The organism is Muriicola sp. Z0-33 (genome assembly GCF_026126425.1).
Lineage (GTDB): Bacteria > Bacteroidota > Bacteroidia > Flavobacteriales > Flavobacteriaceae > JAFMPW01.
Window position 1 is genome coordinate 180047 of sequence record NZ_JAFMPW010000003.1, and the last position, 13110, is coordinate 193156.

The following is a 13110-nucleotide window of genomic DNA, read 5'->3' on the forward strand; positions in this document are numbered from 1 at the left end:
AACGGTAACATAATTGGTTTCGTTACGTTAGAATTGTATTAAAATGCCCAACAACTCATTGTAGCTTAGGCTTGGAATTCATGAAATTTTCCAAATTATTTCTTACGGTATTCTTTCTGTGCTCTTTTCTTGCAATGAGAGCACAGACCGCAACTATTACGGGTGTAGTACTAGATGAGGACAACAGGCCCCTGGGCAATGTAAATATATCATCAAAGGCCAACGGTACTTTTACTGATAATAACGGATTCTATATCCTGAAAGTTATTGCAGATATAGAGAATACTATCACCTTCTCCCATCTGGGTCACAAAAATATCGTAATACAAAAGCTTATCCTCACGACCAACGAGACCTACGAGTTTAACCCTGTCATGAAAATTGAAGTACAGCAGGTAGACGGGGTGGTTGTTACCCCAACAGGAGAAAAAAGTGTTGACGGCATTGTATCTATATCCCCCGAAGTGGTGAGGAAAATGCCTGGTGCCAATGCAGGAGTTGAAAATGTTCTAAAATTACTTCCCGGAGTATCCTCAAATAATGAGTTAAGCACCCAATATGCCGTAAGAGGAGGTAATTACGATGAAAACCTGGTGTATATAAATGATATAGAAGTTTACCGGCCCTTCTTAATCAGGTCTGGACAACAGGAGGGTTTTAGTTTTGTCAATAGCAATATGGTACAGCGCCTGGCATTTTCTCCAGGAGGTTTTCAGGCCCGTTATGGAGATAAACTCTCGTCTGTATTAGACATCACCTACAAAAATCCTTCGCAATTCGGCCTGCAAATAGAAGGCAGCCTGTTGGGAGTAAATGGGACGGTTGAAACCATCTCCAGGAATAAAAATTTTAGCGGTATAATGGGCGTCCGCTATAGAGACAACAGTTTATTTGTTAACAGCCAGCAAACCAAAACCAACTTCAATCCGGCTTTTGCTGATCTACAAAGTTATCTGACCTACAGGTTCAACAGGAAGTTTCATCTTAACTTTTTGGGAAACATAAGTCTTAATAACTACCGCAACGAGCCCCTTACCAGGCAAACCAACTTTGGAACACTAAGTGATCCCATGGCCTTGCTTGTATTTTATGAAGGGCAGGAAAAAAATAAATACGCTACTAGTCTGGGGGCTTTAAAAGCAGACTATTATGTAAATGAAAATACTGCATTAAATTTTATCGCTTCGCTTTATCACACTACTGAAGAGGAATATTCAGATGTAATTGCGGCCTACGAGCTAGGCGCAGTAGATACCGATCTGGGAAGTGAAAATCTTGGAGAAGCTATCGGTACCAGAGGAATAGGCACACAGTTTAACAGGGCCAGGAACGATCTGGATGCCTTAATTCTGAACATTGAACACAAGGCAAAGTACAGTAAAAACAAGAAGTCCCTGGAATGGGGAATAAAATACACTCATGAAGATATCAGGGATCAGATTCGCGAAGCTGAATTTATAGATTCTGTAGGTTTTTTGGTTCGTCCGCCATTGGATGAATTCGTAAATAACCAACCACAGGATCCTTTTAATGCCCCCATTGTTCCTTTTGAAGGTATTAATGCACGGAATTTTGTCAAAACCAATCGCTTTTCAGCATATGTTCAGTTCAGTGATCAGTTTAAATGGAAAAACCACGATATATATTACAACCTGGGAATGAGGGCCCAGCGATGGACGGTGAATGCAGAAGGCTATCAAAAAAACACACAATCTATCTTTAGTCCAAGAGGCCAGATTGCCCTTAAACCCAACTGGGACAAGGACATGTTGTTCAGATTTGCTGTGGGTAGTTACCAGCAACCCCCCTTTTACAGAGAGTTAAGAGACATTAACGGGAATATCAGACCCGAAGTAAAGGCACAAAAATCTGTTCATTTTGTGCTGGGAAACGAATACAGTTTAACCTTATGGAACCGGCCATTTACATTTTTTAGTCAGGCCTATTATAAAAAATTGAACAATGTAAACGCTTATACTCTGGAGGATGTCAGAATACGCTATGCCGCAGACAACGATGCAAAGGCCTACGCCTATGGAATAGATTTGAGAATGAATGGGGCTTTTGTTCCAGGCACTACTTCATGGGTGAGTATAGGTTATTTGAAAACGGAAGAAAATATAAATGAGCGTGGTTATATTTCCAGGCCCACGGATCAACGATTAAAAGTTGGAATTCTTTTTCAGGATTACATCCCTACCATCCCTAATTTACGTATGTATCTTAACCTGGTATACAACACGGGAGTTCCTGGTGGGTCGCCCAATTATGCGGATCCTTATATTTTTCAGAATAGATTAAGAGATTATAGGCGTGCAGACTTGGGAATTTCTTATATTTTTGTGGACACAAATAAAAAATACCCGAAAAACCATTGGTTGTATCAATTTGAAGAGTTAAACGTTGGTTTCGAAATTTTTAATTTGTTCAACAATCAAAACTCAATTACTAATACCTGGGTGCGCGATGTAGAAAGCAAACAACAATTTGCTGTTCCGAATTTCATGACTACCCGGGTGTTAAATCTAAAACTGCGAATGCGATTTTAAATAAGGCACTATGAGAACGCTGACTTTCCTGGCTTTTTTATTTCTTTTCACTATTGGCAACGCCCAGAAAAATGTATACGAAAGTAGCAGATTTGATGAACTAAGTGCCAACCATAAGACCCTGGCCATTATTCCGTTTTTTACCTATCTGGATCTTGATGAGGAATTTGAAGGAAAAGAATTGGATAAGCTGGAGGAAAAAGAAGGGCATGCAGTACAGGACGCCCTGGAAACCTTTTTTGGTCGTGGCAAAAAAAGAAAGAAGTTCTCTGTTGAATTTCAGAATGTCAAAAACACCAATGCCATTCTTGCGCAGAACAATGTTAACTATGATAATATTGATACCTATACCATAAAGCAATTGTGCAAAATCCTTAAAGTAGATGGGCTAATAAGCGGAAATCTTGACCTCAATATTTTGCTTTCTAAAGGAATCCCAGCTGAATTTAGTTTTATAGATTACATTCTGGGAGATGCCAATTACGGGCGAATAGGTATAAAAATCAGCGATGGGGAAAGCGGAAAGTTACTTTGGAAATACGAAAAGAAGATCAATAAAAAATCAGGTAAAAATACAGACGACCTTATTGATAAGATGATGAAGAATGCCACCAAAAAATTTCCTTACGATAAAGAGCGTCAGCGAAATAAGAAAAAGACTAGGTAGTAGCAAATTCTTTCAACACTCCAATAACATAATCTAACTCTTCTTTGGTATTGTACCTCGAAAAAGAAAAGCGCACCGAAGGTTTTTCCAGTTCTTCTTTATTCAGTAATGTTGAAAGCACATGAGATCCTGAATTGCTACCAGACTGGCAGGCACTTCCTTTAGAGCATGCTACCCCTTTAAGATCTAAATGAAATTGAAGCATTAATGCTTTGTCTTTACTAAAAGGCAATCTTACATTTACAAGTGTATAGGTGCTTTTTTCTAAATCACCGGAATACCCATTGAATACTACTCCCGGGATATTCTTGTAAAGTTCACTTATAAAGTACTCCTTGAGTCCTCGGACATAGGTAGTTTCTTCATCCAGATTATCATAAGCAGCCTTAAAAGCTGATTCCAAACCAATAATATTGTGAAAAGGTTCTGTCCCTGCCCTAAAACCACGCTCCTGAGACCCGCCAAATATTAATGGTTTAAGTCCGGCATTCTTTCTGATAAACGCAAAACCAATACCCTTGGGCCCATGAAACTTATGTGCTGCAGCTGTCATAAAATCGATAGGAACCTGCTGAACGTCCCAGGCATAATGACCGATAGATTGTACCGTATCCGAATGTATCAATGCCCCTTTTTCCTTGCATAAATGGCAAATGGCCTCAATATCTATTTTGTTACCAATCTCGTTATTAATATGCATCAGGCTCACAAGCTTTTTACTATCGCCCTCTTCCAGCAGTTTTTCCAAATGCGACAAATCAGGGTTGCCACAGGTATCGAGGTCAACAAAAACAAGTTGTATCCCAAATTCTTTGACTAACTCCTCTGCAGTATGCAGCACCGCATGATGTTCTATTTTTGAAGTAATAATGGTTGTTACCCCAAGATCTCTCACAGCACATCTCAGTATCATATTGTCTGCCTCAGTACCACCAGAGGTGAAAATAATTTCCGACGGATGCGCATTTAAATACTTAGCCACAGTTTTTCTGGCTTGTTCAATACCGGTCTTGGCCGTTCTTCCAAAAGCATGTGTTGAAGAAGGGTTGCCAAAACAATTGGCGAGGGCATCCTGCATTTGCCCGATTACCTCTTGCCTTATGGGGGTTGTTGCCGCGTTATCCAGATAAACTTTATGCATCTAGCTATATCGATTTAGTCATCGGCAAAAATAATCGAAATAAAGTTAATTTCTTCCAAAATTGGTACAAAGCTCTAGGAAAATCAGAGTAGAATGATTTAAATTTGAAACATGAGAATACTATTTGCCTGTGTTGTACTTATGCTGCTCATTTCCTGCGATGATGGCGATCTTCAGATAGCGACCATAGATTTTGACAGTGCCAGCCTGGAATTCTGTGATACACAAACAACCACAAGCAGTACAGTTTTTTTTAAACTGAACGCTACCGAAGCTCTTATACTGGACCTTCAAAGCGGGGTGTTGAAAAATGAAGTGTCGGACGGGACACTAACCAGTAGCGTTCCCTCCCAGTCGCAGATTACTTACAGGACGTTTTCTGATAATGTAGCCAAGGGTTATTTCTGTGATGCAATTCCGCCTACCACTCCTACAGTAGTTGAAGAGATATTGGCTCAGGGCGGCGAGGTTCTCATAACCACTATTCAGAATGAAACAGATACTACTCAATATGATCACACCATAGAACTAAGCGGTATTTCGCTGGTTAGGGATAATGGGGAACGTGTTACAGATCTGACCATTAGTAATTTTGGAACAATTAGCACCACGGAGTAATGCACTAGGGGTTTTGGTAAATGTAAATCTCTGTAGCTCCCATTCCATATTTTTGATAATCGGCATCGTAGTATTTAATGTTCTCATACCTCCTGAACAAGTATTTTAGTTCTTCCTTTAGCACACCTTCCCCTACTCCATGAATGAAAACAACTTTCTGAATACGTTTGCGAATCGCGAACTCCAGTTGTCTTTTTGCGGTATCTAATTGTATGTTTAGCATTTCATGATTGGTCATGTGCTTGGCAGAAGGAACCAATTGATGGATGTGCAGATCTACCTCCATTTTGGGCGCATTGCGTTCCTTGGGTTTTACAACAGTAATTTTCTTCCTGGGTTGTTCTTTATCTGTTTTTGCATCGGCCACTTCAGCATTGGTGACCTTGATCTGGGGCTGATCTGACACTTTCACCAATTCTGATGCAGGAAATTGCAATTGGAAACCATCCTCAGTGGTAATAGTCACTAGATCACCGCTTATTTTAACTACCCTACCACGAACAATATCATCAATTGTCTCTACTGTATCACCTTCTTTCATATTATCTCTACACAATTCCCCATTAATAATTACTTTCTACTTACAGCTTATTGATTATTGCTTATTGCTTATTGTTTACTGCTTATTGATTACTGCTCACTCTTCCTTATTCCACAGCTGTGATGTTTTATATATTCCGAACATCAGCAGTACTATCCCAATACTAAGGGCATACTCCTTTGTAATCCAGTAATCTCCGATTCCCATAATGGCCGCTCCGATTACAATGAGCAGAAAATAAATGCTGCGTTTTGTTTTCATTCCTCAAAAATAATAGTATTTTTCGGTTAGATAATCTACCCGACCTAAAATGCAATTGGCCGTCCTATTATTAGCAATTGAAGACTATTTGCTTCCTTGCATGAGCAAGCAGTTACTTGGCATGGATTGCCCTGGTTGCGGGCTTCAAAGGGCGGTTGTTTTTCTTTTTCAAGGCGAATTTCTAGCAGCATTTAAAATGTACCCGGCTATTTATAGTATACTGTTACTTTTTGGGTTTTTATCTCTGGATTTCCTCTTCAAAATTAAATATGCCAACAAAATCATTATTTTCCTGATGATCTCGTCGGTGGGACTTATACTAATCAATTTTATATTGAAATTTTTCTAAATAAATAATTAACCATGGAACAACAAAAATTACCCAACGTTACTATAATAATTGTACTCTCTATACTAGGATTTGTCTGTTGTTGTATTGGCGGTATCCCGGCAATAATTCTAGGGGGAATTGCCTTATACCTGGCAAAAAATGCCGAGAATAAGTACAAGGAAAACCCTGAAGGCTACTCCAATTACAGTCAGTTAAAAACAGCTAAGATCATTGCAATAGTTGTACTTGTCATCGGTATTCTTTACCTGGCTCTATCCATTTATCAAATTCAGCAAGCAGGTGGATGGGAAGCGCATATGGAAAGAACGCGTGATATGATGGAACAATTTGGAATAGAAGAGTAAGCTAATCACTAAAATAAAAATTAACCAAATGGAAAACCAAAACGTACCGACCAAACCCAACAATTATTTGGTCCTTGCCATAATTTGCACAGTTTGTTGCTGCCTGCCTGCGGGTATTGTGAGCATAATTTATGCCGCAAAAGTAAACGAGGCATATGCAAGGGGTGATTATGAAGTAGCATTAAAAGCCTCTAACAATGCCAAAATTTGGGCATTTGTAGGCATTGGCCTGGCCGCAATTGGCTATATAATTTACTTTGCCATTTTTGGCTTTGCAATGGTTGGAGGATTATTGGAAGGTGGAAGTTCGTTTTAAAAAATCGGATCTGATATACATCGGTATAGGGGTAGTATTGCTCGCAATATTACCCCTATACTATCTTTATAATCCCAATGTCCCCGGGAAATTTCCAACTTGTCCATTTTTTAATTTTACAGGATTGTATTGTACCGGATGCGGTAGCCAAAGAGCCTTGCATGCCTTACTTCATTTAGACATCCTAAGTGTCTTGAAAAGCAATTTGCTGTTTTTGCCGGCCTTAATTATACTGGGATATCATTTTATCACTAAGGTATTAGGGCGTCTTAACAACACAGATTATCACAGTTTTGTATATCATACAAAAACGCCCAGGGTGGTTTTTATAGTGGTGGTAGTTTTTACAGTACTGAGGAATATCCAAATCTATCCCTTCAATACGCTGGCACCTTAGTTGGCGACTTCGCTCATAAACTTTAGACGGTATAGTCTTAATTCCTCATCCTCATAATCTCCATCAAATTCTGTCAGGGCAGATTCTATGTCGTCAGATTCGGCCTCCAGGAAATACTCATGAATTTCCTCTTGCTGATCTTCATCCAATACCTCATCTATCCAATAGCCAATATTCAGTTTTGTGCCACTGAATACGATCTGTTCCATTTCCTTAACCAATTCACTTATTTCCAGACCTTTGGCCGAAGCTATATCATCTAAAGAAAGTTTTCTGTCCACATTTTGAATTATATAGAGCTTTAATGCAGAATTGGCACCTGTACTTTTTACCACCAGGTCATCAGGTCTGGTAATATCGTACTCCTCTGCATAGGCCGCTATAAATTCAATAAATGGCTTCCCGTATTTCCTGGCCTTGCCTTCCCCTACTCCATGTATATTCACAAGTTCTTCCATGGTTATGGGGTATTTCAGAGCCATATCGTCTAAAGATGGGTCCTGAAAAACAACAAATGGTGGTACATCCAGTTTCTGAGCTACTTTCCGTCTCAGATCTTTTAATTGTTTTAACAAGCGTTCGTCAGCAACGCCTCCTGCACTTTTTGCAGCGGTAATGATGGCATCATCGGTAGCGGCATTGTAAATATGGTCCTTGGTCATCATAAAGGATTCAGGGGCCTTTAAAAAAGCCTCTCCGGCATCGGTAAGATGTAATATCCCGTATTGCTCAATTTCTTTCTTTAACAACCCAGCCACCAATACCTGCCGGATAAGAGCCATCCAATATCTTTTATCCCGATCATCGCCAATACCAAAAAATGGTTTCTCATTAGTTTTATGGGAGGAGATCAGTGCATTGACCGTGCCTGTTAAAGCATTGACGATTTCCCTGGCTTTGAACTTCTCTTTTGTTCCCTGTACTACTTTGATCAATTTCACCACATTATCCCGGGCTTCTTCCTTTTCTTTCGGGTTCCTTACATTGTCATCCATATCGGCCCCGTCCCCATTCTGCTCATCAAAGGACTCTCCGAAATAATGAAGGATAAACTTTCTGCGACTTATAGAAGTTTCAGCGTAAGCCACAATCTCTTGCAGTAGTGCATTGCCAATTTCCTGTTCTGCTACAGGTTTGCCCGACATAAATTTTTCTAGTTTCTCAACATCTTTATAGGAATAAAAGGCAAGGCAGTGTCCTTCCCCCCCATCTCGGCCGGCCCTTCCGGTTTCCTGATAATAGCTTTCTATACTTTTTGGTATATCGTGGTGAATTACATATCGGACGTCTGGCTTATCTATACCCATTCCAAAGGCAATGGTAGCCACAACTACATCCACTTCTTCCATTAAAAACATATCCTGGTACCTGGATCTGGTTTTACCATCAAAGCCTGCATGATATGGCACAGCACTTATACCATTAACTTGTAAAACCTGGGCAAGTTCCTCTACCTTTTTTCGGCTGAGGCAATAAATAATTCCCGATTTACCACTATTCTTTTTGACGAATCGGATGATGTCTGCATCCACATTGGCGGTTTTAGGACGCACTTCATAAAAAAGGTTGGGCCTGTTAAAAGAAGCCTTAAATACCTTGGCATCCGAAATACCAAGATTCTTAATAATATCTTCCTGAACTTTGGGTGTAGCAGTAGCTGTAAATCCGGTAATCGGAATATTATCTCCTAATCTGTTGATGATACTCCGCAAATTCCTGTATTCCGGCCTAAAATCGTGCCCCCATTCAGATATACAATGCGCCTCATCAACTGCAACAAATGACAGGGGTACAGATTGAAGGAAATTCACATATTCTTCCTTGGTCAGGGATTCCGGAGCAACATAGAGCAATTTGGTTACCCCATCAAGAATATCTTGTTTTACCTGCTTAACTTCTGTCTTTGTCAGAGATGAATTGAGCACATGAGCCACCCCGTGTTCTGAAGACACCCCTCTTAATGCGTCAACCTGATTTTTCATCAAAGCAATTAAAGGCGAGACAACAATTGCCGTGCCTTCTGTAATTAATGCCGGTAATTGGTAGCAAAGCGATTTACCACCTCCGGTAGGCATTATTACAAAAGTGTTTTTTTGTTGAACTATGTTTTTTATTACGCTTTCCTGAAGGCCTTTGAATTTGGAAAAACCAAAGTACTTTTTTAGCGATGTGTGAAGATCGATATCCTTAAAAACCATTCCTTGTTATTTATGATCAGCCCCTTGGTTTTATTAATGCATCTTATTCATTTAAGATATGAAAATTTAATCATTTGGTGGGTAGAGAAGACAATTAATTTTCTTTTACACTAAGAAACCGCTATAAAATAAGTTTGTGTAATTTTGTTTTCTTAAATATAATACATTCTTTTAGATGGTGCTGAAATTTTAGCACAAATTCTAGTCAAAGAATTCCATAATTTCTATTATAAATTGAGCGATAGCAAAGCTATATTAGCCATAGCAAAAAAGACCATAACAACGGAAGGTGATGCCATTCATCATCTTGCCAGCCTTCTGGACCAACAGTTCGCTGATGCCGTTGATTGTATTCTTCAATCTGCCGGAAGAGTTATTATATCCGGGATTGGAAAAAGTGCAATTATTGCTTCTAAAATAGTTGCCACCCTTAACTCTACAGGAACTCCTGCAATTTTTATGCATGCTGCGGACGCCATCCATGGAGATCTGGGGACCATTCTAAAAGATGATGTGGTCATCTGCATATCCAAGAGTGGCAATACTCCTGAGATTAAAATGTTGGTTCCCCTCATTAAGCAGGGAAAAAACAAACTCATTGGAATGACGGGAAAGGCAGATTCTTATCTTGGAGAGCAAGCAGATTACGTGTTGAATACCTATGTTGCCAAAGAAGCCTGTCCTAATAATCTTGCCCCAACTACAAGTACCACCGCACAATTGGTCATTGGGGATGCCCTGGCCATATGTCTGCTGGAGCTACGGGGGTTTAGCAGCAAGGACTTTGCCAAATACCATCCCGGAGGTACCTTGGGCAAACGCCTATATCTCCGTGTTTCGGATATTGCAGCCGGCAATATGGTTCCTGAGGTGGATATAAATGCTGAAATCAAAAAAGTTATCGTTGAAATCTCCGAGAAAATGCTGGGGGTAACTGCTGTGATGGAGGGCAATAAAATAGTTGGAATAGTTACCGATGGAGATATAAGACGCATGCTTAATAAATATGACAATATTAACGGACTGAGAGCAAAAGATATAATGACTTCCGATCCAAAAACCATAGGTGCGGATGTCCTGGCGATTAAAGCTTTGGAAGTAATGCAGGATAAGGGTATTTCGCAGTTACTCGCTGTTGAGGACGATAAATATATTGGTGTTGTGCATCTGCACAATTTAATTAATGAGGGAATTTTGTAATGGCAAAAGTGAAGAAAGATCCCAATGAAATGCATTTTCTGGACCATCTGGAAGTACTCCGATGGCATTTGATCCGGTCTACGCTGGCGGTGGTTATTATTGGATGTGTGGCCTTCTTAATGAAAACTTTCATTTTTGATGTGGTGCTATTGGGCCCTACCCAAATGAGTTTCCCCACCTATCGGCTTTTTTGTAATATCGCTACTTCTTTTGGTATAGATTCTGCTTTTTGCGCAGACAAATTGCCTTTTACCATACAGAGCAGGTTAATGTCCGGACAGTTTTCAGCGCACATCTGGACCTCAATCTGGGCAGGTTTTATAGTGGGTTTCCCATATGTGTTATACGAACTATGGAAATTTATAAGCCCGGGGCTTCATGAAAACGAAAGAAAGCATTCCAGAGGTTTTATCCTTATTGCTTCACTTTTATTTTTTATGGGGGTTTTATTTGGATATTATGTGGTAGCGCCATTGTCTATTAACTTTTTAGGAACTTATCAGGTAAGCGCATCTGTTCTTAATGAGTTTGATCTGGGCTCCTATATATCAACGGTAAGGGCCTCAGTGATTGCCTGTGGTATTCTATTCGAATTACCTATACTCATCTACTTTTTAACTAAAGTAGGATTGGTTACCCCGGAAATCATGAAAAAATACAGAAAGATTGCCCTGGTAATTGTCCTTATACTATCTGCGGTAATTACGCCGCCTGATGTTGCCAGTCAGATCATTGTAGCCGTACCCGTACTGATTTTGTATCAGGTAAGTATATATATCTCCAAGATGGTGATAAAAAGGCAGGAAAAAAGAGAAAAAAATAAAGTCAAAACCGGGTAACTATAATGTTGCGTTAATTGTTTTAACGCAATAGAATTATATCATTAGTTTTACCGCCAGATTATGAAACTCAGAGCAGAAAATATCATGAAAGCTTACAGGGGCCGCCAGGTGGTAAAAGGTATCTCCCTTGAGGTTAACCAAGGCGAAATTGTTGGACTATTAGGTCCCAATGGTGCTGGCAAAACCACCTCTTTCTATATGATTGTGGGGCTCATTAAACCTAATGGTGGGGCTATCTATCTGGATGATATGGAAATTACCAAATTTCCTATGTACAAAAGAGCCCAGAATGGTATAGGGTATCTTGCCCAGGAAGCTTCGGTTTTCAGAAAACTCAGTGTGGAAAAAAATATTTTGAGTGTATTACAGCTTACTTCTCTGAGTAAAAAAGAACAACACCTGAGAATGGAATCGTTGATTGAAGAGTTTGGGCTGGGACATATCAGAAAGAACCGGGGCGACCTGCTCTCCGGGGGCGAAAGAAGGCGTACTGAAATTGCCAGAGCTCTGGCCACAGATCCTAAATTTATTCTACTCGATGAACCTTTTGCAGGGGTAGATCCCGTAGCGGTAGAGGATATTCAGCGCATTGTCGCACAACTCAAAAATAAAAACATTGGCATTCTGATTACAGACCATAATGTACAGGAAACCCTGGCGATTACAGAGCGGTCTTACCTGATGTTCGAAGGAGGTATATTAAAATCGGGGGTGCCGGAAATACTCGCCGAAGACGAGATGGTGCGAAAAGTATATCTTGGCCAGAACTTTGAATTGAGAAAGAAAAAGCTAGATTTATAATCAGCTACCGGAAATAACTTCTTCCTTTCACAGCACTTAATGTATTGCTTTATAGGGTCTTATCACTAGCCTTTGTGACTATTGAGCTGAGTACATAAAACACTATTATAGCTGGTACTGCCAGAAATTTAAGGGTCAACAATAATGCCAGGCTGACAATAATAAAAATATAGCGAAGGGCATTGTCTTTAAAACTCCAGTTCTTGAATTTAAGGGCAAACAACTCAATTTTCGAATTGAGCAGAAAACTGCTCAATAAAGTAAGGCCAACCAAAAACCAAGGATTAAGGATGATACTGTTCATATAATCGTTATGGTGGAAGAATAAAATTAAGGGCAGTGAAAGTATCAAAAGCGCATTTGCAGGTGTAGGTAGCCCAATAAAGGAAGTAGCCTGGTTCTCATCAATATTGAACTTCGCCAATCTGTAGCCCGAAGCCATAGTAATCAAAAATCCAAAAAATGGAAGAAGAGTAGGTATTTTAGCAGCAGACCAACGCATTGTCTCAGTAACACCAGAAGCCAAACCCATGTTCCACCCGCCTGTTTGTGACATCCCGAGCAATTGAAACATTACAATCCCTGGGACCAGACCACTGGTAATCATATCAGCCAACGAATCTAATTGCACCCCTAAATCGCTATGGACGTTTAGTAACCGAGCCGCCAGCCCATCCAGAAAATCAAATATAATTCCTATAAAAACAAATAAGGCAGCCAGCTCCAATTGGTTAAGAACCGCAAAAACGGTAGCTACACATCCGCTGAATACATTAAGCATTGTAATGGCGTTTGGGATATGTTGCTTCATTGGTGGTTGTTTTAGTAAAAATAACATAATTTTTATTCTATTCTCCCGGGTCCGGTTTTTATTCAGATATTT

15 protein-coding genes are annotated in these 13110 nt (G+C 39.8%); 10 read left to right on the forward strand and 5 right to left on the reverse strand.

The window, feature by feature from the left end:
- Positions 1 to 80: 80 nt before the first annotated feature.
- Both J1G40_RS06460 and J1G40_RS06465 read left to right on the forward strand, forming a co-directional pair.
- Positions 81 to 2549 (forward strand): TonB-dependent receptor, encoded by a 2469-nt coding sequence (locus J1G40_RS06460; RefSeq protein ID WP_265241791.1) that lies wholly within the window; start codon positions 81 to 83, stop codon positions 2547 to 2549.
- 10 nt (positions 2550 to 2559) lie between these two features.
- Positions 2560 to 3216: a hypothetical protein gene (locus J1G40_RS06465; protein ID WP_265241792.1), complete on the forward strand. Its 657-nt coding sequence runs from the start codon at positions 2560 to 2562 to the stop codon at positions 3214 to 3216.
- On the opposite strand, the gene J1G40_RS06470 is transcribed toward J1G40_RS06465, so the two are convergent.
- The gene (locus tag J1G40_RS06470) at positions 3209 to 4357 is read right to left on the reverse strand and encodes a cysteine desulfurase family protein (protein ID WP_265241793.1); all 1149 of its coding nucleotides are present in this window, start codon (positions 4355 to 4357) and stop codon (positions 3209 to 3211) included. The genes J1G40_RS06465 and J1G40_RS06470 overlap by 8 nt on opposite strands.
- 111 nt (positions 4358 to 4468) lie before the next feature.
- Here J1G40_RS06470 and J1G40_RS06475 point away from each other — a divergent pair, with 111 nt between their 5' ends.
- Positions 4469 to 4975 carry a hypothetical protein gene (locus J1G40_RS06475; RefSeq protein ID WP_265241794.1) on the forward strand — a complete coding sequence of 169 codons (507 nt, stop codon included), beginning with the start codon at positions 4469 to 4471 and terminating at the stop codon, positions 4973 to 4975.
- A 4-nt stretch (positions 4976 to 4979) separates the two neighbouring features.
- On the opposite strand, the gene J1G40_RS06480 is transcribed toward J1G40_RS06475, so the two are convergent.
- Entirely contained in the window at positions 4980 to 5516 is a 537-nt protein-coding gene (locus J1G40_RS06480) for a Smr/MutS family protein (RefSeq protein ID WP_265241963.1), read from the reverse strand.
- Between the two features lie 96 nt (positions 5517 to 5612).
- On the reverse strand, positions 5613 to 5777 hold the full coding sequence (locus J1G40_RS06485; RefSeq protein ID WP_265241795.1) for a hypothetical protein: 165 nt from the start codon (positions 5775 to 5777) through the stop codon (positions 5613 to 5615).
- Positions 5778 to 5898: 121 nt separating this feature from the next.
- On the opposite strand from J1G40_RS06485, the gene J1G40_RS06490 reads away from it, so the two are divergent.
- Genes J1G40_RS06490 through J1G40_RS06505 form a run of 4 tightly spaced genes read left to right on the forward strand, consistent with a single transcriptional unit; the run spans position 5899 to position 7186 of the window.
- Positions 5899 to 6126 (forward strand): DUF2752 domain-containing protein, encoded by a 228-nt coding sequence (locus tag J1G40_RS06490; RefSeq protein ID WP_265241964.1) that lies wholly within the window; start codon positions 5899 to 5901, stop codon positions 6124 to 6126.
- A gap of 14 nt (positions 6127 to 6140) precedes the next feature.
- Positions 6141 to 6473, forward strand: a complete 333-nt coding sequence (locus J1G40_RS06495) for a CCC motif membrane protein (protein WP_265241796.1) — start codon at positions 6141 to 6143, stop codon at positions 6471 to 6473.
- Positions 6474 to 6501: 28 nt separating this feature from the next.
- The gene (locus J1G40_RS06500) at positions 6502 to 6789 is read left to right on the forward strand and encodes a CD225/dispanin family protein (protein ID WP_265241797.1); all 288 of its coding nucleotides are present in this window, start codon (positions 6502 to 6504) and stop codon (positions 6787 to 6789) included.
- Positions 6740 to 7186: a DUF2752 domain-containing protein gene (locus J1G40_RS06505; RefSeq protein ID WP_265241798.1), complete on the forward strand. Its 447-nt coding sequence runs from the start codon at positions 6740 to 6742 to the stop codon at positions 7184 to 7186. The genes J1G40_RS06500 and J1G40_RS06505 overlap by 50 nt, the downstream gene beginning before the upstream one ends.
- On the opposite strand, the gene recQ is transcribed toward J1G40_RS06505, so the two are convergent.
- Entirely contained in the window at positions 7183 to 9384 is a 2202-nt protein-coding gene (gene recQ, locus J1G40_RS06510; RefSeq protein WP_265241799.1) for a DNA helicase RecQ, read from the reverse strand. The genes J1G40_RS06505 and recQ overlap by 4 nt on opposite strands.
- A 234-nt stretch (positions 9385 to 9618) precedes the next feature.
- Between recQ and J1G40_RS06515 the strand changes: the two genes are divergently transcribed.
- From J1G40_RS06515 to lptB, 3 genes are all read left to right on the forward strand, one after another.
- Positions 9619 to 10584: a KpsF/GutQ family sugar-phosphate isomerase gene (locus J1G40_RS06515; protein ID WP_265241800.1), complete on the forward strand. Its 966-nt coding sequence runs from the start codon at positions 9619 to 9621 to the stop codon at positions 10582 to 10584.
- The gene (tatC, locus tag J1G40_RS06520; RefSeq protein WP_265241801.1) at positions 10584 to 11423 is read left to right on the forward strand and encodes a twin-arginine translocase subunit TatC; all 840 of its coding nucleotides are present in this window, start codon (positions 10584 to 10586) and stop codon (positions 11421 to 11423) included. The genes J1G40_RS06515 and tatC overlap by 1 nt, the downstream gene beginning before the upstream one ends.
- A 63-nt stretch (positions 11424 to 11486) precedes the next feature.
- Positions 11487 to 12227 carry an LPS export ABC transporter ATP-binding protein gene (gene lptB / locus J1G40_RS06525; RefSeq protein WP_265241802.1) on the forward strand — a complete coding sequence of 247 codons (741 nt, stop codon included), beginning with the start codon at positions 11487 to 11489 and terminating at the stop codon, positions 12225 to 12227.
- 49 nt (positions 12228 to 12276) lie between these two features.
- Here the strand turns inward: lptB and J1G40_RS06530 are convergent, their stop codons facing one another.
- Positions 12277 to 13038 carry a CDP-alcohol phosphatidyltransferase family protein gene (locus J1G40_RS06530; RefSeq protein ID WP_265241803.1) on the reverse strand — a complete coding sequence of 254 codons (762 nt, stop codon included), beginning with the start codon at positions 13036 to 13038 and terminating at the stop codon, positions 12277 to 12279.
- Positions 13039 to 13110 lie beyond the last annotated feature (72 nt).